Genomic DNA, 21,941 nt, shown 5'->3' with positions numbered 1-21,941 from the left:
CAATACTTGGCAGATGAAGCCGGAATCCGACGCATTTGTGATCGCGGAATCTGATCTGGAGATCATCAATGCACTCCAACTCAACCCCCGCGCGTCGTGGACGCAGTTGTCCTCGGTACTCGACATGGATTCGACGACGATCGCCCGCCGGTGGCGTCGCCTCGTCTCGAACGGTCATTCGTGGGTCAACGCGGTCGCAATCGGTCGAACCCACATATTCGGCTATCTCCTGATCAGGACGACTCAGGATGCGGTTGCCGACGTGGGGGAGCGGTTACGTGAGCTGGCTTGCGCTTATCTGTTGGCCAGGACGGAAGGTGAGTACGAGTACTTCGTCGGAGTTGTGGCCGCCGACCAGAAGAGTTTGGACGCCTTGGTGTGTGAGCACCTTGCTGCCGATCCTGGAATCTTGTCGATCAGAAGCCGGGTCGGGGTGAAGGTGTACCGAGACGGCTTCAGTTGGGAGCCGGGCGCTCTGGGGCAAGCAGGTCGCGCTCAGCTGGCAACCGCTGCGGCGCCGGCAGATCCGACAGTGTTCCGTGAGTCCGACGGTGCCCTGTTGGAGGCGCTCGGCCGTGACGGACGTGCCAGCTATGCGCGTCTCGCCGCGATTTGTGGAACGAACGAGACTGCGATTCGACGGCGCTTGGCCCAGTTGACTGCATCGCGACAGTTGATTTTCCGCTGCGATGTCTCGCAACAGGCTGTCGGTTCACCGTTCGAAGTGATCTTCGATGTCGCTGTGGACGGTTCCACCGACGAACTCGGCAATCTTGTGTCGAGTTGGCCGGAGATCAGATTGTTGGTGGCGACTACCGGAACAGCGAACATGTTGATCAGCGTGTGGCTGAGCAGCCTCGCGCAGAGTCTTGTCGTCGAGGATCGACTCCGCCGAATCGGTAGTGTGCGGATCCTCGATCGACGTGTCTCGCTGTACCCGATGAAGCGGTTCGGGCAGCTACTCGGACCGAGCGGAGTGGCGGAAGGTCATGTCCCGGTCGCAATTTGGGGCGCCGGCGACGTTATTCGTTGAGCGTCAGTCGATCGGCGTCCGATTGTCGTCGACGAGGTGTGTATCGGAGTCGGTCGCACGGGAGCGCTTCCAGATCATCCGAGCCAGCGCACCCAGTACGGACACTGCCAGGACAACGCCACCGCCGATGATGCCGGCCGACGAGTCGGGGAAGATGCCCTCGAGCAGCAGCCAGACACCGAAGACGAAGAACAGCACCGCGGCGCCGATCTTGATGAATCCGTCCGGGAGGTGCTTGCCCAGTACCGAGCCGACGATGATGGCGAGAGCGTCGGCCGCCACCATGCCTACCGTCGACCCGATCCAGACGCCGATCCAGTCGTTGTCTGTCGCAAGGGTGATGGTGGCGAGCATGGTCTTGTCGCCGAGTTCTGCCAGGAAGAAGGCCGACGCGACGGCGATGAAGGCGGATCGCGTGACGCGACCGGCCTTGTTCTGCTCGTCGTCGGTGAGATCGTCACCGCGCAGGGTCCAGAGGCCGAAGATCAGGAACGCGATACCGCCGACGATGGAAATTGCCGCGGTGGGGAGTGCGACGCCCAGGTAGTGGCCAACGGCGACCGAGACAAGGTGAACAAGGGTGGTGGCGACGGTGATTCCGCCGAGGACGACCCACCAGCGATATCGCAAGGCAAACGTCATTGCCATCAGTTGCGACTTGTCGCCGAGTTCCGCGACGAAAATGACGCCGAAACTCAAAAGTATTGCGGCAAGCAAGGTTTACTCCTCCGGTCGGTGTAGGTCGGAGGAAAAATGCGAGCCTCCGGCCTGGGCAGGCGCATAGTGCGCTTGTCCGGCCGAAGGTCTCGCCCACCGAGGCCACAGGACCTTCGGTTCGCCAGGCCGGGTGCTTCGCGATCCGCACCAGGCGGAGCGCGTCGAACCAGTATGTCGACACAGGCGATTGGGGGCTACTCCCCTTCGTTGCTCCCCACGTTAGCGCGCCTGAAACGAATTGGCAAAGCGCACAGCAAGTTTGGGAGTCCGAACTTATCGCTTACCGCGGCCGTCACGAAGCGAGGAGCATGGCCAAAACAGCGGTGTCGGGATCGCTGATCAAATCGATGCCGACGCGGCTGATCATGGAGACGACCGTGCCGTCCGGCTCCGCCTCCACCCAGGCCGCACGATGCTCCAAGCCCAGGTAGGGAAGTCCTGGCAGTAGTACGCACCCCGACGCGCTTCCTTCGCATTCCGGCAGGCTGGGGGTAGTTTCCGACGGCGGGTGCAGCATGATCAGTGCCGGCGGCTGATGGTCGGAGAAACGGCCGGGTGTCAGTGCAAAATCGCCGAGCACCGGACCTTCGGCAACCACCAGACCGACAGTGCCGGGTTGCGGATCCTCGGGAACGTCCTCACGCACTCCGAAGACCGTCGTCGTCGGCAACAATCCCGGCATCGAGGCCACTCGGACAGCCAGGGCGAGAAGCTGCGCCCACTCCTGGGTGGTGTCCGGCCAACGGCCGGAAATGACGAAACCCTGCAAAGACCCAGCGGCTTGGAACGGAGAAATGCCTATTGCTTCGTTTCTGTTCATTTCTGTTCCTCCCTCGGTGCTGGGGCAAATCTCGGTCTGACGCGCATGCGTCGGTCCGGCACACCTCGTTGGGTAATCGAAATATGCACCTATTCGGTACTGGCACACAAGACAGGGAGAGTGCCAGCCAGGTTTGCGCTGGTGAGAGCGGTGGTATGCGCAGGCATGACTCTGTCGAAGAACCGTTCTCGGCTAGAAGACCTGGCAACGCAGGCGTGGATCTTCGGGTATCCCCTGTTGATTGCGGCGGTATCGCGTGACGTCATGACGGCGACGCCGACCCCGGTGGCGATGAAAGCCCCGCTCAACCAGTTCGCTTATGCGCGTACGACGCCCGACGCGAGCTTCACCGATGTCGTCTCGCCGAACGCGGACACTCTCTACTCGTCGGGGTGGCTGGACGTCTCGACGGAACCGCAGGTGCTCTCGCTGCCGGACTTCGGCACCAGGTACTGGTTGGTCCCCATCCTCGACGCGTGGAGCGACGTCTTCACGGTGCCGGGATCTCGGACGGTAGGACGCACCGGGGGGCCGTACCTGGTGGCCGGACCGAATTGGAAAGGCAACGTGCCCAAGGGTTTGACGCTGCTGCGGTCTCCGACGGCGATGAATTGGATAGTCGCCCGCTACGCGACGTCAGGGGGAACAGACCTGGCCGAAGTGCACAGCCTGCAGGACCGGACGCGACTCACACCACTGTCGGAATGGACGGGTGACCCGCAGGACTACACGCCCGGAGAAGTTCCGGTGAACTCTGCTGTCGACACGCGCACACCGCCGGTGGACCAGGTGGCCGCAATGGACGGCGAGGCCTTCTTCACCACGCTCGACGCACTTCTCGACGACAATCCTCCGCGTCCGGAGGATACCGAGATGATGAAACAGCTGTCCGACATCGGAATCGGCTCCTCGCTGCCCTGGAAGTCGCGCCCGCAAGAGGTGCGTGATGCCCTCGACCGGGCTGCGAGGACCGGAATGGACGTGCTGAGCGAGATCGCCAAGGAGGCGGAAGGCAATCCGAAGAACGGCTGGACGATGCACCGCGGCTTGGGGCATTACGGGACTCATTACGCTCAGCGGGCTCTGATCGTCTGGCTCGGTTTCGGGGCCAACCTCGACGCAGATGCCGTGTACCCGCACGCCACCACCGACGTCGACGGTAAGCCTCTGACCGGTGAGAAGAAGTACGTACTTCATTTCGAGAAGGACGAGCTCCCGCCGGTCGAGGGATTTTGGTCGCTCACGATGATGAACGAGCGACAGTACTTCGTGGACAACCCGATCGATCGATATGCCATCGGCGATCGAAGTGATCTGGTGTTCGCCGACGACGGCTCGTTGGACATCTATCTCCAGCACGAGTCGCCTGGTGGCGAGAAGGAGCGGAACTGGCTGCCGGCTCCGTCCGGTGACTTCAACGTCTTTCTGCGCCTGTACTGGCCGAAGGCTGCAGTGCTTTCGGGATCGTGGACTGCGCCCGGTATTCGGGAAGCAAGTATTCGGGAAGCAGGCTGAAAGTCCCCTCGCTTCGTACCCGAAGAGCACAACTCGGTATCAGCCGCGCGTTTCGATGGGCGGAAAGGTCACGATAGCCATACGATCTGTCGGTATTGCCCTGTTTGAAAAGCTGTTGAATCGGTCAGAGACACCCGCTTGCTTCGGAGGCTACTGATGGTCACGCAGAATCCGTTCGTGCAGTACGGCAAAGAGATCTGGTGGATGATCCTGATCCGCGGAATCTTCGGCGTGATCTTCGGAATCATCGCGCTCGTGTGGCCGGGAATTACCGTGGTGGCCTTGGTTTTCCTGTTCGGTATCTACTCCATTGTCGACGGCTTGATCACGCTCGTTCGAGCCATCCGGGACCGCGAACACCTGAGTTCGTGGGGATGGTGGGTGTTCACCGGCGTCGTTTCGGTGGGAGCCGGTATCGTCGCGCTGGTCTGGCCAGGCATCACGGCGCTGGTACTTCTGTACATAATTGCCTTCTACGCCATCATGTTCGGAATCTTCGGAATTGTCGGCGCCTTCAAGATGAAAGCGCTGCCCGGATCCAGTTGGGGATGGCTGCTCGCCGCGTCGGTGCTCGCGGTCATCTTCGGCATCATCCTTCTGATCGCACCAGGCGAAGGCATCATCAGCCTCATCTGGCTGTTGGGTTGGTACGCAATCTTGTTCGGCCTCTTCATGATCGTGGGCGCATTCCAGATCAGAAGCCGGGCAAAGGAAGCCGGTGTTCTCTAGGAAGGGCAAGCCGGCCGCCGCGGCTCCCGCTCCGATCCCCACGCTTTCCGGTAGTGAGAACTGGTCGATCCCGCGCGGTCTGATCGTCCTGCTCGGTCTCGCGGCCACCGTGGTTGCCGTCGGCGGAATGAAGGTGTTCGGCGGCATCCTCGGACCGGTATTCCTGGCCCTCGTGCTGACGATTGCCGTTCAGCCCATTCAAGATTGGTCACAGCGCCGAGGGTGGCCCAAGTGGGTCGGGATGCTCGGCTCACTGGTCACCGTGTACCTGATTCTGCTCGGGTTGGCGGCGTCGTTGATCGTGTCGACGGCCCAGTTGGCGACAATCCTGCCTCAATACTCCGAGGAGATGACCAACCTCCTCAACGAGGGCCGCGACAAGTTGGCCGACTTCGGAGTCAGCACCGAACAGATCCAAAGCACACTCAGCAGTATCGATCTCACGAAGGTCGTGGGCGTACTCGAAAGTGGGCTGGAGGGTCTGCTCGGCATTCTGTCGGATCTGGTGTTCATCCTCGCGCTGTTGCTGTTCATGGCTTTCGACGGCATGAGTATCCGCTCACGGTTGAATGTGCTGTCCGAGCAACGTCCCGAAATCTCCTACGCGCTCTCCACCTTTGCCGCCGGCACTCGCAAATATCTGGTCGTCTCGACGGTCTTCGGCCTCATCGTGGCGGTACTCGACGGTGGCGCGCTGTGGCTGATGGGCATTCAGCTGCCCGTCCTGTGGGCGTTGCTGTCCTTCATCACCAACTACATCCCCAACATCGGGTTTGTCATCGGCGTCATCCCACCGGCGCTCCTGGGACTCCTGCAGGGCGGGCCGTGGCTGATGCTGTGGGTGATCGTCGTCTACTCCGTCATCAACTTCGTGATCCAGTCCATCATCCAACCCAAGTTCGTCGGCGACGCCGTGGGGCTGTCGGTGACGATGACCTTCCTCTCGCTTGTCTTCTGGGCGTGGGTTCTCGGAGCACTCGGAGCATTGCTGGCGATTCCGCTCTCGTTGCTGGTGAAGGCCGTCCTGCTCGACATCGACCCGGCCACACGCTGGGCGGACATCCTGATCAGTGGTCCTCGAACCGAACCGGATGAAGACCCGAAAGAAGAAGCGAAACCGACCCCGGCGCCCACCTAGAACTTCTCAGTGTTTCTACAAGTTGTTGCTTTATCGTCTCGCCCATGAGCGCCGAGAACACCACCGAGAACTCCCACCGCCAGCCGTCACGCCTCGGTCGACGGCTGGCAGTGGGTGGTGTGGCCGCGATTGTCGCGGCTGCGGTGGCGGGGATCGGGTTCGTGATCTTCGCGGGCGGTGCCGATTCCTCGAACACCGTCGCGATCGTGAACGCCGACGCGGGAACCACGCTCGACGGCAAGGAACTTCGGGCCGGCGACACCCTGGTGGACACGTTGGGCAAGAACGAAGACTTCGACTTCCAGGTGGTCGACAACCCCGGCGGGAACTACTTCGCGACGTTGACGGTGCCGGAAGACTTCAGCGAAACCGTCGCGTCGATGTTCGGCACTGATCCCCGCCAAGCCAGTGTCGAACTGGCGGTGAATGGCTCGGACTCGGAGAAGTCCGCCGAGTTGACTCGGGCCGTATCGGCGCAGGTCGGCGCGGACGGAATCAAGGGTTTGCTGGCTCAGACTTCGGCCGCGCGGCGCTCGATCGATCAAAACCTCACCACCGCACAGATTCTGGTCGCCGGCACCAATGAGGCCGGAAAGTCCATCGATCAGGTGAAGGCAGGCGCAGGCACTCTGCTGCCGTATCTCGAGACCGCACGCTCGGGAGCGTTGGAGTTGATGAGCGTGGCGGACCAGGTATCCGGCGTGGTCGATCAGGCGTCGGGGTCGGCGGAAGAGCTGGCCACGCGCGCTGACTCACTGGGCCTGACGCTGGGGGAGGCGTCGTCGTCGACCGCGGAATTGAAGACACGGATCGACACGTTGCAAACTGCGTTGAACGGCCTTCCGATCCCGCCCGACGTGACAGCGCAACTGGCCGGTGTGAGTTCGGATCTCGGTGCGCTGAATGCGCAATTGGGCACCGTTCCGGCACTGTTGGGTGGCTCGGTCGGACCCGATACGGAGCTCGGTGATCTAGTCCGCACCGCTGTCGGGCAGCTGCAAGGCGCGAGCGATCAACTGAGCAGTGCTGCCGGACAATTGAACGACGGACTCATCCCCATCGCCGATCAGGCACCGCAGATGCTCGGCGACGTGACCGATCAGATCACCCAGGGATTCACGACGCTGCAAGGGATCGCCAAGTCATTGGTCACGGGCCTCGACGGCGCAAAATCCGGTATTCCGGCGATGACCACTCCGCAGCAGGTTCAGTTGACCTCGGTGCTGTCGGATCCGGTGGCCGTGAATCAGACCAGCGCGAACAGTGGTGACTCCGGAACTCGCACACTGGCATTGGTCTTCGGAGCCACGACGGTCCTGCTCGGTGGCGCTCTGCTGACGCGAACGGCGGCGCCCCTGGTGAGGCGCCGCCGTTCGCAAGAAGAGCTGTGACTAGACGATCAGACCTGCGGTCTGGGTACGTGCACGGTCGAAGCGAGCCGAAACGTCGTTCCAGTTGACGATGTTCCAGAATGCCTTGACGTAGTCGCCCTTGACGTTCTGGTAGTCGAGGTAGAAAGCGTGCTCCCACATGTCGAGGAGCAGCAGCGGCGTGAGGCCGATGGAGATGTTGCCCTGCTGATCGTAGAGCTGGACGATGATCAGACGCTGTCCGATCGAGTCCCACGCGAGGATGGACCAGCCGGAGCCCTGGATGGCGTTGGCGTTCGCGGAGAAGTGAGCGCGGAAGAGATCGAACGAACCGAAGTTGTCGTCGATCGCTGCGGCGAGCTCGCCTTCGGGCTTGTCGCCACCGTCAGCGCTGAGGTTGTTCCAGAAAACGGTGTGGTTGGTGTGGCCACCGAGGTGGAACGCCAGGTTCTTCTCGAGCAGGTTAGCCTGCGCTGCGATGGTGTCGTTCTCACGAGCCTCGGCCAGCTTCTCGAGTGCAGCGTTGGCGCCGGCAACGTAAGCCGCGTGGTGCTTGTCGTGATGCAGCTCCATGATCTTGCCCGAGATGTGCGGCTCGAGGGCTGCGTAGTCGTAGGGGAGTTCCGGCAGCGTGTAAACAGACACGAGGGTCCCTTCTTTGCGGGCTGGTGAGCCCTGGTGCTTTAGAGTGCGTCGATCACCGGTCACGGCGTGACGTCACTCGCGTGTGTGCAAATCATTCTTCGGGTTTCCACCCAATAACATTCGTACACCGTCCGCAACAGTCCGGCTCAGGTAGTAATCACCAAAGAATAAAGTTTGGTTAACCGAACTTAGTCGGATCTAAGGGTAAGCTAATATGCGCAAATTCGTCGTAAAGGTAAACGGAACCTTAAACTTGCGCGATGCCCGCACCAGTTTTCCTCCCGGAATCACCAGAGGCGGCCGCGCCTCGGGTGAATCTTCCGGGCGCTGACCTGCTGCGAGCACTGGCGGTTGCCGCCGTGATCTACTCCCACATCTCTTTTTACGTCATCGACGATCTCGGCTCGGGCTGGTGGGTGATCGACGTCGTTTACGGCGTTCTGATCGAGCCCGCCGAACTCAACCAGCACCTCTCTTTTGTCGGCGTCGCGGTATTCATGATGCTGACCGGCGCTCTGGTGACGCGGTCCGCGATTCGTGACGGCCCCGGAAAGTTCTTGACCAACCGATTCAGCCGCCTGCTGCCCGCATTCTGGGTGGCAACCGCGATTGCCATTCTTCTGGTCCGCCTCGGAATCAACGGAATGTTCAGCGGTCAGGAAGGTATTTCCGATACCGAAGCGTTGATGAGCTTTTTTCTCGGCGGATTCTTTCTCAAGCCCGAGGTAGCGGTTCTCGGAGTGACCTGGACGCTCACCGTCCAGTTCCTCTTCTATCTCGCCTGCGTCGCGGCTCGACCGATATTGCGTCTGCGTCCAATCGTCATGCCGCTCGCCGGCGGAGCACTGTGCTCACTGGTGCTGCTCTACAACGTCTACGCGCCGTTGCCGTACACCGTGCCGATGCTGTCCAAGATCGCCGCGACGCTGCCGGCTGTCTTCCTCGGTCAGATCATGTACCTCGCGTGGGCCAAGCTCGCTCCCGGCCGCTGGCTGATCGTTGCCGTCCTCGTTCAGATGCATGTCATCATCGTGGCGACCCAGTTCCGCGTCTACTGGGCCGGCGAGCACTACCTGTGGACCATTTCGGTAGTCGCCGCAGCGGTAGTTCTCATCGGCCGCTACGACGGTGTCCCGACGCGCTGGTCAGTCGTGAAATGGCTTTCGACGCGCAGTTACATCATCTATCTCGTGCACACCCTGATCCTGTACCGCGTTGTCGAGAACACCGTTTTGCACGTCGGACCGACGCTGGCGTTCGCGCTGTTCCTTCTGGCAACGGCCGCGGTAGCAGAAATCGGCTACCGGTGGGTGGAGCTGCCCGGCGCCCGCGCGGTCACGGCGTGGCGAAACAGCCGCTCACGCGTAGCATCGAAGCATGAGCTGGTACGACGACATTCTGGGACGAGCGTCCGCAAAATCCACGCTGATCGCGCCTGAGGACGCCCTGCCCGGGCGAGAGCAGAAAATGCCGGTACCTACCGCGCACTACGTCAACGGGCATCCGTTGACGCCGCCGTTTCCGGCCGAACTGCAGACCGTCGTCGTCGGGATGGGTTGTTTCTGGGGCGCCGAGAAGGAGTTCTGGCAGCTTCCCGGTGTGTACACAACCGCTGCGGGTTATGCGGGAGGCTTCACCCCCAACCCGACGTACGAAGAAACGTGCTCCGGACGTACGGGTCACACCGAAGTGGTGCTGGTGGTCTTCGATCCCGCAGTGATCGCCTACGAGCAGATCCTGGCGCACTTCTGGGAGAACCACGATCCGACGCAGGGGATGCGTCAGGGTAACGACCAGGGCTCGCAGTACCGTTCGGCGATCTTCACGACGTCCGCCGAGCAGGAAGAAATCGCTCATGCGTCGGCCGTCGCTTTCGGTGAACGACTTGCCGAAGCCGGATACGGCGCGATCACCACCGAAATCGGTCCGCTGCGCGACTTCTTCTACGCGGAGGATTACCACCAGCAGTATTTGGCGAAGAACCCCGGCGGCTACTGCCCGGTGCATGCCACCGGCGTCAGTTGCCCGGTCGGATTGCTCCGTCAGGATCAGGTTCCGGCGCAGACGGACATCCTTCCGCCGAGTGAATAACTGGACAGGTGTTGGAGGACACATGTGATTCAGCTCGTTAACACTTGCAACTAGATCGAAACAAAGGGAATCTCGATGTAAGAGTGTGTCGTCGAGAGAACTGAGCTAATAATGTCAGGTAGTACGCGAGGAACTGCGTCGCTGCTCCGACGCACCATTCATGTAGGCCACGATCCGATGGTTCGCCGCAGTGATCGGATCGAAGGATTCATGTCCTTCGGTCTGATCATTTTCGCGATTCTTCTGCTGCCTCTCGCGGTATGGGCAGGGGCTGCGACGGCTTCGAGCCAGAACGCACTGATCGCCAAACAATCCGCCGAACTACACAGCATTTCGGCGACGACGACTGCAGACTCGACGCAGACCACCCCCTCGACAGCCGATTACATTGCACCGACCACCGAAATGGCCAGCGCGCAATGGAACTGGAACGGTGAGGTTCACACGGGTGATGTCACTGTCGACTCGGCGACGCCCGTCGGCACCGAGGTCCCCATCTACGTCAACGATCACGGCGACAAGACCGTAGCTCCGATCACGCAGAGTGCTGCCGACGTCGCAGCCGTGGTCACCGGGGTTTTCACCTGGTTCAGCGTGATGTCCCTATTGGTCATCGCGTTCATGCTGGTGCGGGTCTTTCTCGATCGTTCCCGCTCGGCCCAGTGGGACCGAGACCTACGCGCGTTCCTCGACGCGAACGCGCTGTAGATCCCGGACCTTTCCTCACTGCAGTTGGGGCATGACCTCGCTTGCGACGAGTTCGAGATGATCCAGATCGGCCAGATCGAGAGTCTGCAGATACACGCGCTGTGAACCGGCCTCGGCGAAAGTGCCGATCTTGTCGACCAGCTCCGAAGGTGTTCCGGCCAGACCGTTCTCACGTAGCTCGTCCACGTCGCGTCCGATCGCTTCGGCGCGCTTCTTGATCTCCGCCTCGTCGCGGCCGCAGCACAGGACGAGAGCGTTGGAGTACACCAATTCGTTCGGATCGCGCTCGTGCTCGACGCAAGCCTGACGAACCCGCGCAAAGATGTCCTTCGTTTCCGCGAGGGACTTGAACGGGATGTTGAACTCGTTCGCGAACCGAGCGGCGAGTGCCGGAGTCTTCTTCTTGCCCGTGCCACCGATCAGGATCGGCGGACCGTCGACCTGGTGCGGTTTGGGAAGCGCGGGAGAGTTCTTGATCTGCACGTGCTTACCGTCGTAGTCGAACGTGTCGCCGACCGGCGTACGCCACAGGCCGGTCACTACGTCGAGAGTTTCCTCGAGCAGTTCGAAGCGATCCTTGAGCGCCGGGAACGGGATGCCGTACGCCTGGTGCTCTTCCTCGTACCAGCCGGCACCGATGCCGAGGTCTACGCGGCCACCACTCATCTGATCGACCTGTGCGACCGAGATGGCCAGCGGTCCGGCGTGACGGAACGTAGCCGACGTCACCAGAGTGCCGAGGCGGATGGTGGATGTTTCGCGGGCGATTCCGGCGAGCGTGATCCACGCGTCGGTGGGCCCGGGAAGGCCGTCGGAATTCATGGCGAGATAGTGGTCCGAGCGGAAAAATGCGCCGTAGCCGAGTTTTTCGGCGGTCTGGGCAACAGTCAGTAGTTGTTCGTAGGTAGCGCCCTGCTGGGGTTCGGTGAATATACGCAGCTCCATGACTTCCACTCTGCCACTATTTTGTGGAGGTCGGGACGACGGCACCGACTTGTCCGGCGCCGAAACACAGCGTCAGTCCCGGCGTTGTCGGCGTGATCTTCACACTGTTTCCGTGGCCGACCAGGCGCACGAATGCCGAGTGCATACCCTGCGTCACGGGTACCGATACTGCGTCACCGGACTCCAACGCAACGTCGATCGTTCCGTCGGTGCTCGCGAGGTAATTGAGCTGCACCGTCCATTCCCAGCCGGCCAGGGGGCCGTCGAGGGGGAGTTCGGTCGGGCCTTCGGCACGGGTGCCGCAGTTCGGTGCTGCTCCTTCGGGAATCCTTCTCGTCCAGGTCACTTCGGCATCGACAATCCGTCCGCTGTCGTCGATGGTGCGCAGAATCGGAGTGCTGGAAGAGAATTCGGGGCGATCAGGCAGTGGCGCGAGAACATTGCTTGCCAAATTGTTCGGAAAGGCGACGGGAAGGAGCACTTCGATCGCGACGGGTTGCTCGAGCAGTGGAGCATCCTGATTCTGTGACAACGACATTCGCGCGTTGGCGAGGTAGTCGCGAGTCGGGTTCTCGCGCCAGATGTCGACGAACGTGACGGTCGAGACGAGCGAACTGACCACGAAGAGCGCCGACAGGCCGGCGGCGACTGCGACGGGTATCCGGGCCGGACGCCGCCGAGGTGCACCGAGAATCAGAGCGGCGGCGAGGGCGAACACCGTCGCCGAATCCGTGAAGTACCGCAAGGTCTGCGCCAACTCGTACGTGGTGTCGGCGTCGGATCGGGTAGCGGTCATCGCCACGACAGAGGCCAGGAAGTACAGCGCAGCGGCGGCCCAGATCCAGGCAGCGCCGCGTCGGGCACGCACGGTCATCACGACCGTCGTCAGCAGCGCGGCCCAGGCCGCGGCCACCAAGACCGTCGGCGGATCGGCCCAGGCGGGGCTGGGGATCCACCGCTCCCAGCGCCAGGGGCCGCCGAGAAGGGTGGGAAGCATCCCCAAAGACGTGCCGTGATGCAGCAGTTCGGTGGACATGGAACGGCCGTTGCCGGTGATCGGAGATTCGACAGTTGTCAGATACACCGGAATCCAGATCGCGAGCACGGCGGCGCAGGCCGTCCACAGGCGTCGGCACTTCGTGACCGCACTTCGTATCGGCGTTCCTTCACCTTGTGTGCGCAAGTACAGCACCAGAAAAGCGAGTGCCACGAACGGAACGAGCACTGCCTTCTCGAAGAACAGCAGAGAGACGACAAAAACCGCGGTGCCCGAGAACACGTAGCGCACATGTCCGGTGCGGTACAGCTTGATCGCGTCGCCGCATGCCCAGGCAAGCGCGATCTGAAGCGGCAAGGCGTTGAGTGCGGCCGCCCACCACGAGAACGACGGAAGGGTCAGCGGGACGAAGAGATACAGGATCAGCGGAATCAACAGCGCCGGTCGCCAACCAAGGACCAACCGAAGAGTGCGCAGAAGCGCCAACGACGCCGCGGCCTGGCCGATGACGAGCAGCGTTGCCGACAGCGCCCAGTTGTACGGCGCGATGCGGGTGATCAACCCGGTGAAGAAGAAGGCCGCGGGCATGAAGTGACCGTCGTGGTCGTAGAGCAGGAGTTCGCTCGAGAAGAGAGGGAAGCGTCCTCCGCGGCCCATCAGGATGAGGTCGTCCCAGTAGAAGTAATTGCTCGCGGCAACCCAGGCGCGAATGACGAGCTGACATCCGATCAACACGAACGCGAGCTGCGCGACCCGTTTCGGGGTGAACGTCAGAGTTGGCTCGGGCTGTGGAGAAGTCATCGACGGTGATGCTTCCAGGTGTGTCAAAAACCGACTTCCCGCAAAAAAGGGATAACGGTCTTTTCTGTCTTTTCGGGAGCAATTTCTGAATGGATTGTGAACTTTGCCGGGATAAATGACGCCGACGCCCAAAAGTTCACTGACCTGCGGTGTCAAATTCATCCTCGAGCCTGTGCATCGTTCGCTAACACCTGTCAGCAAATTCTCAGGGTCTTGCCCGTGACCTGTGGATAAAGCCCGATTCATTCATCCAGAACTGTGGATGAACCTGTGGAAACTGTGGATAACTCGAGTTTTTAAGTGGCGGAGGTCACATTATTCGAACAATGCAGGTGAACGCGGTGGAGGTTCGATCACAAATCGGGAGTGAATCCATTTGCTGCCGTTACCGATACGGCGTGACAGAATCGAAGTTGTGAGTGTCGTTCAGGTCTGCGCCCGGTGCGCCGCACGCTGGCCCGTAGTCGGCGGCCCCACGCAGTGGTGCCCGCGCTGCAGCGGCGTCCTGCTGATCCCCACCCGCACCGAGATCTACCAACCACCCAACCGTCGAGGCTTCCGCTGGATCGCGCGCTCACCGTCCGACCCACGCGGCGTGGGGGACGCACCAGTGCGTCGTAGCCTCACCACCCCGCGCTACGACGCCGTCCCGCAGTGGGGACTGCAGGACGTCGTCGACACCTCACCGGTGCCGCCCTCGCGAGCGGACCGGATGGCCGACCGAGTCGGGCCGTTGCTGACACTCGCGACAATCCTCTACGGACTCGCTGTGTTCGCCGAACTGGGCAGATACGCGATCCTGGTGCGTAACCGCACCACGCTGATCCCGCAGTGGCTTCTCACGGTCTCCGACGCCGCCGTGTACTTCACTCAGTTGGGTGGACTGCTGATCTCGGTCTTCGCGGCTGTCGCCGGTGTGTGCTGGCTACTTCGTCGGCGTCATGAACACTTCGCAGGTGCCGGGGAATCCGATCCGCGCACAGCGTCGGAAGTTGTCGTCGGCTGCGCTGTGCCGATCCTCAACCTCGTGATGCCGGCGGTTTATCTCTTCGAGTTGGTCCGCCGCGATCCGCGCGGAACTCTGCTGGTGAAGATCTGGTGGGGCTTCTGGGGATTCAGCGCTCTGCTGCTGGTGGTCAACGCGTACTGGCGATCACGCCCGGGGATTCAGGCAATGGCCGACGGGGTTCTGCTGAACGCGTTCATCGCATTGGTCGCAGCCGTCACCGCGGCGTTGACGCTCGTCGTGATCCGACGGATCGAGCGCAGGGGTTGGCGCGGCGAACCCGAATCGGAAACTCGATGGGTGCCAGTGCCGCGCTCGGTGTTGGAAGAGAAGACGGTGTTGGAAGAGAAGGAGACCGCTGCCCTGTGAGCCCAGATCGTCGAGGTCCACTCGTCGTTGCGCACCGAGGTGCGTCGGCTGCGCGGCCGGAGCACACCCTCGCCGCCTACGAACTGGCCCTCGAGGAGGGTGCCGACGGGCTCGAATGCGACGTCCGCCTCACCCGCGACGGGCACCTGGTCTGCGTTCACGACCGCAAGGTCGACCGCACCTCCAGCGGCACGGGGATCGTCAGCGAGATGACGCTCGATTCGCTGAACGCTCTGGACTACGGGTCGACGAGCGAACCGGCCGAACTGCTGACTCTCTCCGACCTCATCACTCTCGCCCTGGATTTCGCGCGCCCGGTGAAGCTGTTCATCGAAACCAAACACCCCGTGCGGTTCGGCGGCCTGGTCGAAGCAAAACTTCTCGCGGAACTGCACCGCTTCGGGATCGCGTCGCCGCCGTCGGCCGATCACTCTCGCGCGGTGGTCATGTCTTTCTCGGCTACTGCGGTCTGGCGAGTGCGTCGTTCGGCACCGCTGCTGCCGACGGTCCTGCTCGGTGACGCGTCGCGATACCTCGGCGGTGGTGCGTCGACGGCTGTCGGCGCCACTGCGATCGGGCCGTCGATCAAGGCGCTGCGCGAACATCCCGATCTGGTCGATCGGGCTGCCGCTGCGGGTCGCGCGACGTACTGCTGGACCGTCGACGACAAGGCGGATGTGGACCTGTGTCGTGAGCTCGGGGTCAGTTGGGTGGCCACCAACCATCCCGGGCGCACGAAGCAATGGCTGAGCAGCGTGTAGATTTTGCCCTCGTGGCCAAGAAGAGCAAAAGAAACAGTGGACCGAAGCAGGGCAGCGCACGCGCAGAGAAGCTGGCGGCACGCCAAGCAGAGCGTGAAGCCGCTGCCGGCGCAGTGAACCGCCCGTTCGAGGGCCTTGCCGCCGAGTGCGATCTGGTCGCGCTGCGCGAATTCGTTCCGTCCGCCACGGCACCGTTGCCGGTCATCGGCTCCGACCGTCCCGTCACGTTGGCGACGGTCCTCCCCGGCGCTGTTGCCGCCCTCGTCCGCGACGAGGGCGAGACGGCCACCGGATTTGTCGGTGTCCAGGTTCAGGCGCACTCTGCCGACCTCGGCGCAGACCTCGCCGCTTCGGTGAACTGGATCAAGGACGCGGCCCCCGGCGACGCGCTTTCTGCCGCGAACCCCGATTCCGAGACACCCGCCGTCACCGAGGTTGTCGATCCCTCGGCTCTGCTCGACATCACCGTGCACCAGAACTTCAACTGGTGGATTCCGGAAGGCGTCGAAACCGATCCTGAGGTTGCCGCCACCGTGCAGCACGCCAACTCGGCGATCATGCCCTCTGCACGCCTCGAAGGCGACGGCCTCGTTGCCGCGTGGTGGGTCGACGCCGGCGAGAAGGCGCACCTGCGTTGGGTTCGCCCCGAGAGCGAAGACGACCTGATGCTCGCGTTGGCGCGCGTGCACGCGACCGGTGGACTGCACCTGGGTGAGGGCTCGCGCTACGCAGGCTCGTTCCGCACCCACGGCCTGTTGGTCCCCGTCTTCGACCTCGACCGCGAAAAGCATGCAAACGAGTGGGTAGCGGCAACCGTCGAGCTCGGTGAGCGTCTTGCCGAGGCTCTGGCTGTCGATGCTCCGCTGACCTCGGCCGAGCTGCGCTCGCGCGACGGCCTGCGCGGACGCCAGGTCACGCTGCGCTGATTTTTTCGCCAGAACTATAGGCGTTACGCAAAGTTACGGTTAATGTTGGCGGCATGACTTTGTCGCACGACATCTCCGGTAGCGGTCCCACGCTTGTGCTCGTCCATGGCATCGTCCATCGACGGCAGGCGTGGGATTCGCTTTTGGACCAGCTGACGCCGTATCGCCGTGTGGTCACGGTCGACCTGCCAGGTCACGGAGAGTCCTTGCTACCCGAACTCGGTCCGGACGTCATGGGACAGCTGATCGACGACGTCAGTGAGTTCGTCAAGGAAGTGACTCCGGCGGGGGAGCGTGCCCACGTCGCCGGAAACTCACTCGGCGGATGGATTGCACTCTCGCTGGCAGCGCGCGGAGACGTCGCGTCGGCGACAGCTCTTTCGCCGGCCGGGTTCTTTGTCAATCACCTCGATCAGGTGCGGGCGATCAACACGTTCCGTGCACTGCGCGGCACGGCCAAGCTCATGGGCGATGGTCTGCCACGTGCATTGCGGTACAAGCTGATTCGCTATCCGGCGCTCGCCGCGTTCTTCGCTCATCCGAGTCATGTCGGTTATGCGGCGGCGTTGGCCGACTGCCGTTCGCTCGTGTCCAACGAACTCGTCGATCTCGGTCTCGAGATGGACTTCGTGTTGCCGCCCATCGTGGATCCCACTGTGCCGGTGACGGTTGCGTGGGGTCGACGCGATCTCATTCTGCCCGTGTACCAAGCGCAGCGCGTGAAAAAGCCGTTCCCGCAGGCGAAGTTGATGGTTTTGCCCGGACTCGGGCACGTACCGATGACAGATGCCCCCGAGCTGATCAGTTCGATCCTGCTGGCAGGAAGCGAACCGTTCGGCTCGAGGGCAAAATCCGTGAGTGCTGCAGGCTAGATGGTTCCGCCTGCTGCGTTCGGCGCACCGGTGGTGTCACCGACGGTGCTCATCTCGCGGGACACGAAGTCTTCGAGGTCGAACAGGTTGGCGCCTGCGCGGTCCGCGATGGTGAGAAGTGTTGTCATGCTGGCAACTTCCTCGACCTGCTCCTTGAGGAACCACTGCATGAACTGCTCGCCGAGGTAGTCGCCTTCTTCGCGGGCAGTGCTCGCGAGCTGGACGATCTGCTCGGTGACCGTCTTCTCCTGCGTCAGCGCGAGAGCGATGGGCTCACGGGCATCCTTGAAGTCGGCCTTCGCGGCGTCGACGCCGGTGAGTTCGACGTTGATGTCGCGATCGAGGAAATACTGAACGATCATCATGGCGTGGTTACGCTCTTCCACAGCCTGCTTGTAGAAGTGCTTTGCCAGCTGTGGCAGGTCCGCATTGTCGAAGTAAACCGCTGTCGCGATGTACTGATGCGAAGCGTTGAACTCGTTGCGAATCTGGTCTCGGAGTAGTGCGTGGAATTTGGTCATGTGAGTCTCCCCAGAAGTCATGAATTCCAAGATAGTGCAGGTCAGAGGCCCTGTCATCCCAGTCTGACCTTATTGTGGTAAGCGTTCCCAAACTAAAGAAGACCTAATTTCTTTTCGAATTCGATGCGGTTATCCATTGGCCCGAAAGCGAATGTTTCATTTAGGAATGTCCTTTTCACCAGGCGAGTTCCGTGCATTTACCGTCACTTCCCTGGAGTTCCACCTGCACGGTGGCGTGCTCCAGTTCGAATACCTCGGCCAGCAAGGTTTGGGTGGCCGCGAGCACCGTAGTGGGATCGGCGTCACTGGCCGCGGTGACGTGAACGGAAGCAACTTCCATCCCCGAGGTGAGTGTCCAGACGTGCAGGTCGTGCGCGTCGACGACTCCCGGGAGTGTGTTGATCTTCTCGAGTATCGAGGTGACGTCGATGCGATCGGGAGCCTGCTGGAGCAGGATGCGGACGGCATGGCGGCCCAGGTTGAAGGCGCGCGGCAAGACGAAAAGGCCGATGGCGACGCCGATGACGGGGTCGGCGTAGCGCCAACCGAAAGCGAGCGTGACCAAGCCGCTGACGAGGACGCCGATGGACCCGATCATGTCCGCCATGACTTCGAGGTAGGCGCCGCGGATGTTGATGCTTTCCTTCGCGCCGCTGCGGAGCATCAGGAAGGCGATGACGTTCATCGCCAAACCGACGACGGCGACTATCGCGACGGGGAGGCCTGGAACCTCGGGCGGATCCGAGAATCGGCTGGCAGCCTCGTAGAGCACCCACCCGGCGACTGCGAAGAGCAGGATCGCATTGGCCAGTGCCGCAAACACTTCCGTGCGGTACATGCCGAAAGTGCGATCCGGGCGCCGTGCTGCGCGCTGTGCGACGAGGATCGCGGCGAGCGCCATGAAGATGCCGAAGATGTCGGTGAACACGTGCGCCGAGTCCGAAAGCAGCGCCAGTGACGAGGTGAAGAAGCCGACCGTCACCTGCAGCACGAACGTCACCAACCCGAGGCCGGCGGCGATCCACAGTTTGTTGACATGCTTGCCGCTGTTGCTGGTCGCAGCCTCGGCGGGAGAGATTCCGTGCCCGTGTCCGTGTGACATCGAAGGTCCTTTCGTCGACGTCAGCCTAGACACATATGCATATATGCGCAATAGTGCATGTCTTAAAAACTATGCAACATAGTTGTAAGGTGGCGGCGTAGACCTTCATTTGTCATCGACGCGAGGACCGAGAAGTGGGAAGACATCGAAAATCCGAGCCGACCAGACCCGGCGGGCGCATGGCCGCGGTTTCCGTGGCGACGGGTGCAATCCTGGCGTCCGGCACTTCCATCGGGCACGCATCGCCGCTTCCAGTTGCAACGGAAGGTCCAGCGCTGGTGTCGGTGCCGGAGATACTCGACCTTGTTCGGACGACGGATCTTGCCGGGATAGCCGAACAACTCGGTAAAACGAGACAACTCGAAGCCGAACGGGCGGCGTTGGCGTACGAGGCAGAAAAGCCGCGGGTGATGGCCCCCGTCAGCGGGACGATGACGTCCAACTTCGGTCCACGCTGGGGAACAACCCATTACGGTCTGGACATCGCAAACTCGATCGGTACGCCCATCGTCTCGGCGACCGACGGTGTTGTGATCGAATCCGGTCCCGCCGCGGGATTCGGGCTCTGGGTCCGCATCCAGCAGGACGACGGGACCGTCGGCGTCTACGGGCACATCAACGAGGCGCTCGTGGTTGCCGGTCAGAAGGTGCGGGCGGGTGAACTGATCGCGACCGTCGGCAATCGTGGACAATCGACGGGACCGCACCTGCACTACGAGGTGTGGCAATCTGACGGGCAGAAGACTGATCCGCTCGCGTATCTGAATTCCCGGGGCGTGTCGTTCGGGGAGAAGGCCGCGAGCGGCTGAAGTTCTGTCACGACGCGATGGAGGAGCAATGCAGGGGCTGGGCGGACTCGAAGCCGAGGTCATGGATGTGCTCTGGCAGTCCGACGACGCGCTCTCGGTCAAGGATCTGGTCGAGATCTTGGGTGAGCGTCGACAACTCGCGTACACCACCATCCTGACCGTCGTGACTCATCTCTACGACAAGGGCTGGGTGAGTCGTGAGAAGAAGAGTCGCGCCTACTTCTATCGGCCGAGTCGCAGCCGTGAAGAGGCCACATCCAGGGCACTGCGCGAATTGTTGGACAGCAGTTCCGATTCCGCTGCCGTGCTGTTGCACTTCGCGAAGACAATGACGGACGCTGAGAACGAGGCCCTGCGCCGAGGACTTTCCGGGGAAGGTGCGCAATGACACTGGCCTTGCCGATGCTTCTCGGTGCGGTATTCGTCGGATTTTTGGTTCCGAGAGCGTTACGGGCCGTTTCCTCGACGTTGTCACCGACGGTGCTGCTCGCGGCGTGGCTCGGCAGTATGGCGTCGGCTCTGTATCTCGCTCTCTCCGCGGTCTTGGTTCTGGTGTGGCCGAGCCACGCGCCGGTCGAGGGGCTGGTCGACGGTATCGCTCGGTGTTTCAGCGCCTTTGCGCACGGCACGAGTTCATGGGTGGGTGAACTGATCACCGGCACAGCCGTTGGTGTGGTGGGTTTGATCGCCGTTCGGATCGTGCTGGCCGGCCGCAAACAGGCACGTGAGCACGCGAGAGTCCGAGATTTCCATCGTGATGTTCTCTCGATCGTCGCGCGCCGCGACAACTCGGAGTCCGACGTGTTGTGGTTGGATCATCCGCTGCCGATGGCCTACAGTGTCGCCGGAAAGCCTGGATTTGTTGTTGCGACACAAGGCTTGTCATCCGCTCTTACCGGGGGCGAGCGTGACGCGGTCCTCGCGCACGAGCGTGCGCATCTGAGCGGCGGTCATCACCGAATCGTCGGTGCCTGTGAAGTCTTGGCCGCTGTTCTGCCGGGAGTGCCGTTGTTCGCGGCGGCACCTGCTGCCGTCGGCGCGATCGTGGAACTGTCGGCGGACCGGCACGCCGCTCGCGTCACCAGCCCGGCTGCAGTGCGTTCCGCCCTTGCCGTGGTGTCGAAATCGCCGCTTCCTCAGCCGGACTGGAGCTTGGGCGATCGCGGCGGCGCGACCGCAGTGCGATTGCGTTCCCTGGTCGACGGCGACGTGGCGTCGCCTCGGCGACTGACCTGCGCGGTTGCGGCGTGCGTGCCGGCGGCCGTAACGACGGCCGTTGCCGCAGCCGTGACGGTGGCCGTCTCCGCGGGTATCTGCGCTGTTCTGACCTGATCATTGCTCCAACGCTGAGTCGATCTGGGCTTTCAGATCTTCGTAGCTCGGCATCTGGGCCAGCTTCACGTCGTTGAGGAACAGCGTCGGGGTGCCCTGGACGCCAAGGCGTTTGCCCTCGTTGAAGTCGCGCTCGACCCGCTCGCGGACGCCGCGACTGCTGAGGTCGGATTCGAATCGGGTCATGTCCAGGCCGAGATCTTGTGCGTAGGCGCGGAACAGTGCCTCCTGCGATTCGGCGGATTCACCCCACTGCGACTGAGTCTCGTACATCCGCCGATACATCTCGACGAACTTGCCCTGGCGAGATGCGGATTCGACGACCTGCGCCGCGAGAGTGCTGTTGGTGTGACTCGGAATCGGAAAGTATCTGATACCGAATGTGATTCGATCCTCGTACTCGGCTCTGATTCGCTCCATCGTCGGGTACAGCGCGAGGCAGGCCTCACATTCGAAGTCGAGGAACTCGACAAGATTCACTTTGTCGTCAGCGGCCGAGGTCAATCGGTACGCGTCGTCGGTCAGGACGGCGGTGGATTGTGCTGCCCGATCGGTGCTCTCGTTGTCCGCCCTGATCGGATCGACGGTGATGAACGTGATCAGTGCTACCGCGAACAACGCGATCAGGGCGGCGGATATCTTCATGCTTCTGGACACTGCTGTGTACCTTGACCTTCCGTCGAATACTTAAATACTATCCAACATAGTATTTAGGTGTAGAGTCGACGGTACCC

At 62.1% G+C, this 21,941-nt stretch carries 23 protein-coding genes; 15 read left to right on the top strand and 8 right to left on the bottom strand.

Features of this window, described 5'->3' with window-relative positions; genetic code table 11:
- Positions 1-13 precede the first annotated feature (13 nt).
- Positions 14-1,033, top strand: coding sequence for an Lrp/AsnC family transcriptional regulator (locus EEB12_RS14475; protein ID WP_019746357.1), 1,020 nt, complete (start codon positions 14-16; stop codon positions 1,031-1,033).
- A gap of 3 nt (positions 1,034-1,036) precedes the next feature.
- Here the strand turns inward: EEB12_RS14475 and EEB12_RS14470 are convergent, their stop codons facing one another.
- Both EEB12_RS14470 and EEB12_RS14465 read right to left on the bottom strand, forming a co-directional pair.
- Positions 1,037-1,750 (bottom strand): TMEM165/GDT1 family protein, encoded by a 714-nt coding sequence (locus EEB12_RS14470; RefSeq protein ID WP_019746358.1) that lies wholly within the window; start codon positions 1,748-1,750, stop codon positions 1,037-1,039.
- Between the two features lie 292 nt (positions 1,751-2,042).
- Positions 2,043-2,570, bottom strand: a complete 528-nt coding sequence (locus EEB12_RS14465; RefSeq protein WP_019746359.1) for a hypothetical protein — start codon at positions 2,568-2,570, stop codon at positions 2,043-2,045.
- A 165-nt stretch (positions 2,571-2,735) separates the two neighbouring features.
- On the opposite strand from EEB12_RS14465, the gene EEB12_RS14460 reads away from it, so the two are divergent.
- The 4 genes from EEB12_RS14460 (at position 2,736) to EEB12_RS14445 (ending at position 7,343) form a co-directional block, all read left to right on the top strand.
- Positions 2,736-4,085 (top strand): DUF1254 domain-containing protein, encoded by a 1,350-nt coding sequence (locus tag EEB12_RS14460; RefSeq protein WP_046377720.1) that lies wholly within the window; start codon positions 2,736-2,738, stop codon positions 4,083-4,085.
- Between the two features lie 156 nt (positions 4,086-4,241).
- Complete coding sequence (locus EEB12_RS14455) at positions 4,242-4,814, top strand: HdeD family acid-resistance protein (protein WP_019746361.1); 573 nt, start codon at positions 4,242-4,244, stop codon at positions 4,812-4,814.
- Entirely contained in the window at positions 4,804-5,952 is a 1,149-nt protein-coding gene (locus tag EEB12_RS14450; RefSeq protein WP_019746362.1) for an AI-2E family transporter, read from the top strand. The genes EEB12_RS14455 and EEB12_RS14450 overlap by 11 nt, the downstream gene beginning before the upstream one ends.
- A 44-nt stretch (positions 5,953-5,996) precedes the next feature.
- A complete protein-coding gene (locus tag EEB12_RS14445) occupies positions 5,997-7,343 on the top strand; it encodes a hypothetical protein (protein ID WP_021342413.1) in 1,347 nt (448 codons plus the stop codon).
- On the opposite strand, the gene EEB12_RS14440 is transcribed toward EEB12_RS14445, so the two are convergent.
- Positions 7,344-7,967, bottom strand: a complete 624-nt coding sequence (locus tag EEB12_RS14440; protein WP_003944189.1) for a superoxide dismutase — start codon at positions 7,965-7,967, stop codon at positions 7,344-7,346. It abuts the gene before it with no gap.
- Between the two features lie 260 nt (positions 7,968-8,227).
- Between EEB12_RS14440 and EEB12_RS14435 the strand changes: the two genes are divergently transcribed.
- The 3 genes from EEB12_RS14435 to EEB12_RS14425 all read left to right on the top strand — a co-directional run bounded on the left by EEB12_RS14435 (position 8,228) and on the right by EEB12_RS14425 (position 10,766).
- Entirely contained in the window at positions 8,228-9,406 is a 1,179-nt protein-coding gene (locus EEB12_RS14435) for an acyltransferase family protein (protein WP_166655136.1), read from the top strand.
- Positions 9,345-10,058, top strand: a complete 714-nt coding sequence (gene msrA / locus EEB12_RS14430; RefSeq protein ID WP_141487985.1) for a peptide-methionine (S)-S-oxide reductase MsrA — start codon at positions 9,345-9,347, stop codon at positions 10,056-10,058. Before EEB12_RS14435 ends, msrA begins: the two co-directional genes overlap by 62 nt.
- 111 nt (positions 10,059-10,169) lie before the next feature.
- The gene (locus EEB12_RS14425; RefSeq protein WP_223257952.1) at positions 10,170-10,766 is read left to right on the top strand and encodes a hypothetical protein; all 597 of its coding nucleotides are present in this window, start codon (positions 10,170-10,172) and stop codon (positions 10,764-10,766) included.
- A 15-nt stretch (positions 10,767-10,781) separates the two neighbouring features.
- On the opposite strand, the gene EEB12_RS14420 is transcribed toward EEB12_RS14425, so the two are convergent.
- The gene (locus EEB12_RS14420) at positions 10,782-11,711 is read right to left on the bottom strand and encodes an LLM class F420-dependent oxidoreductase (protein WP_070384785.1); all 930 of its coding nucleotides are present in this window, start codon (positions 11,709-11,711) and stop codon (positions 10,782-10,784) included.
- A 16-nt stretch (positions 11,712-11,727) separates the two neighbouring features.
- Positions 11,728-13,509 (bottom strand): hypothetical protein, encoded by a 1,782-nt coding sequence (locus EEB12_RS14415; protein ID WP_141487984.1) that lies wholly within the window; start codon positions 13,507-13,509, stop codon positions 11,728-11,730.
- A gap of 415 nt (positions 13,510-13,924) precedes the next feature.
- Here EEB12_RS14415 and EEB12_RS14410 point away from each other — a divergent pair, with 415 nt between their 5' ends.
- Genes EEB12_RS14410 through EEB12_RS14395 form a run of 4 tightly spaced genes read left to right on the top strand, consistent with a single transcriptional unit; the run spans position 13,925 to position 17,443 of the window.
- Positions 13,925-14,884 carry a DUF4328 domain-containing protein gene (locus tag EEB12_RS14410; RefSeq protein WP_047889369.1) on the top strand — a complete coding sequence of 320 codons (960 nt, stop codon included), beginning with the start codon at positions 13,925-13,927 and terminating at the stop codon, positions 14,882-14,884.
- Entirely contained in the window at positions 14,881-15,645 is a 765-nt protein-coding gene (locus EEB12_RS14405; RefSeq protein ID WP_020968088.1) for a glycerophosphodiester phosphodiesterase, read from the top strand. Before EEB12_RS14410 ends, EEB12_RS14405 begins: the two co-directional genes overlap by 4 nt.
- An 11-nt stretch (positions 15,646-15,656) precedes the next feature.
- Positions 15,657-16,571 (top strand): DUF5926 family protein, encoded by a 915-nt coding sequence (locus EEB12_RS14400; RefSeq protein ID WP_021342421.1) that lies wholly within the window; start codon positions 15,657-15,659, stop codon positions 16,569-16,571.
- A 53-nt stretch (positions 16,572-16,624) separates the two neighbouring features.
- On the top strand, positions 16,625-17,443 hold the full coding sequence (locus EEB12_RS14395) for an alpha/beta fold hydrolase (protein WP_003944129.1): 819 nt from the start codon (positions 16,625-16,627) through the stop codon (positions 17,441-17,443).
- Here the strand turns inward: EEB12_RS14395 and EEB12_RS14390 are convergent.
- Together EEB12_RS14390 and EEB12_RS14385 are read right to left on the bottom strand one after the other, a co-directional pair.
- Positions 17,440-17,985, bottom strand: a complete 546-nt coding sequence (locus tag EEB12_RS14390; protein WP_024487904.1) for a ferritin — start codon at positions 17,983-17,985, stop codon at positions 17,440-17,442. The two genes, EEB12_RS14395 and EEB12_RS14390, sit on opposite strands and share 4 nt — an antisense overlap.
- A 154-nt stretch (positions 17,986-18,139) precedes the next feature.
- Complete coding sequence (locus tag EEB12_RS14385; protein ID WP_019746373.1) at positions 18,140-19,066, bottom strand: cation diffusion facilitator family transporter; 927 nt, start codon at positions 19,064-19,066, stop codon at positions 18,140-18,142.
- 179 nt (positions 19,067-19,245) lie between these two features.
- Between EEB12_RS14385 and EEB12_RS14380 the strand changes: the two genes are divergently transcribed.
- From EEB12_RS14380 to EEB12_RS14370, 3 genes are read left to right on the top strand one after another with little or no spacing between them, the layout of a single operon-like run.
- Positions 19,246-19,875 (top strand): M23 family metallopeptidase, encoded by a 630-nt coding sequence (locus tag EEB12_RS14380; protein WP_020968091.1) that lies wholly within the window; start codon positions 19,246-19,248, stop codon positions 19,873-19,875.
- Positions 19,876-19,903: 28 nt separating this feature from the next.
- Positions 19,904-20,263: a BlaI/MecI/CopY family transcriptional regulator gene (locus tag EEB12_RS14375; protein WP_019746375.1), complete on the top strand. Its 360-nt coding sequence runs from the start codon at positions 19,904-19,906 to the stop codon at positions 20,261-20,263.
- Positions 20,260-21,207 (top strand): M56 family metallopeptidase, encoded by a 948-nt coding sequence (locus EEB12_RS14370; RefSeq protein ID WP_021332702.1) that lies wholly within the window; start codon positions 20,260-20,262, stop codon positions 21,205-21,207. Before EEB12_RS14375 ends, EEB12_RS14370 begins: the two co-directional genes overlap by 4 nt.
- On the opposite strand, the gene EEB12_RS14365 is transcribed toward EEB12_RS14370, so the two are convergent.
- Entirely contained in the window at positions 21,208-21,852 is a 645-nt protein-coding gene (locus EEB12_RS14365) for a DsbA family protein (protein WP_060938691.1), read from the bottom strand. It abuts the gene before it with no gap.
- Positions 21,853-21,941 lie beyond the last annotated feature (89 nt).

Origin of the sequence: Rhodococcus sp. WS1 (assembly GCF_003797745.1) — a bacterium.
Lineage (GTDB): Bacteria > Actinomycetota > Actinomycetes > Mycobacteriales > Mycobacteriaceae > Rhodococcus_F > Rhodococcus_F erythropolis.
This window is presented reverse-complemented; position numbering and strand designations above follow the sequence as displayed.

What these genes read in the sequence shown, in the direction of transcription:
- EEB12_RS14375 (WP_019746375.1), top strand. Translation starts at nt 19,904, where the DNA reads ATGCAGGGGCTGGGCGGACTCGAAGCCGAGGTCATGGATGTGCTCTGG.
- EEB12_RS14425 (WP_223257952.1), top strand. Translation starts at nt 10,170, where the DNA reads ATGTCAGGTAGTACGCGAGGAACTGCGTCGCTGCTCCGACGCACCATT.
- EEB12_RS14365 (WP_060938691.1), bottom strand. Translation starts at nt 21,852, where the DNA reads ATGAAGATATCCGCCGCCCTGATCGCGTTGTTCGCGGTAGCACTGATC.
- EEB12_RS14435 (WP_166655136.1), top strand. Translation starts at nt 8,228, where the DNA reads ATGCCCGCACCAGTTTTCCTCCCGGAATCACCAGAGGCGGCCGCGCCT.
- EEB12_RS14390 (WP_024487904.1), bottom strand. Translation starts at nt 17,985, where the DNA reads ATGACTTCTGGGGAGACTCACATGACCAAATTCCACGCACTACTCCGA.
- EEB12_RS14460 (WP_046377720.1), top strand. Translation starts at nt 2,736, where the DNA reads ATGACTCTGTCGAAGAACCGTTCTCGGCTAGAAGACCTGGCAACGCAG.
- EEB12_RS14385 (WP_019746373.1), bottom strand. Translation starts at nt 19,066, where the DNA reads ATGTCACACGGACACGGGCACGGAATCTCTCCCGCCGAGGCTGCGACC.
- EEB12_RS14370 (WP_021332702.1), top strand. Translation starts at nt 20,260, where the DNA reads ATGACACTGGCCTTGCCGATGCTTCTCGGTGCGGTATTCGTCGGATTT.
- EEB12_RS14415 (WP_141487984.1), bottom strand. Translation starts at nt 13,509, where the DNA reads ATGACTTCTCCACAGCCCGAGCCAACTCTGACGTTCACCCCGAAACGG.
- EEB12_RS14445 (WP_021342413.1), top strand. Translation starts at nt 5,997, where the DNA reads ATGAGCGCCGAGAACACCACCGAGAACTCCCACCGCCAGCCGTCACGC.
- EEB12_RS14420 (WP_070384785.1), bottom strand. Translation starts at nt 11,711, where the DNA reads ATGGAGCTGCGTATATTCACCGAACCCCAGCAGGGCGCTACCTACGAA.
- EEB12_RS14465 (WP_019746359.1), bottom strand. Translation starts at nt 2,570, where the DNA reads ATGAACAGAAACGAAGCAATAGGCATTTCTCCGTTCCAAGCCGCTGGG.
- EEB12_RS14380 (WP_020968091.1), top strand. Translation starts at nt 19,246, where the DNA reads ATGGCCGCGGTTTCCGTGGCGACGGGTGCAATCCTGGCGTCCGGCACT.
- EEB12_RS14395 (WP_003944129.1), top strand. Translation starts at nt 16,625, where the DNA reads ATGACTTTGTCGCACGACATCTCCGGTAGCGGTCCCACGCTTGTGCTC.
- EEB12_RS14475 (WP_019746357.1), top strand. Translation starts at nt 14, where the DNA reads ATGAAGCCGGAATCCGACGCATTTGTGATCGCGGAATCTGATCTGGAG.
- EEB12_RS14455 (WP_019746361.1), top strand. Translation starts at nt 4,242, where the DNA reads ATGGTCACGCAGAATCCGTTCGTGCAGTACGGCAAAGAGATCTGGTGG.
- msrA (WP_141487985.1), top strand. Translation starts at nt 9,345, where the DNA reads ATGAGCTGGTACGACGACATTCTGGGACGAGCGTCCGCAAAATCCACG.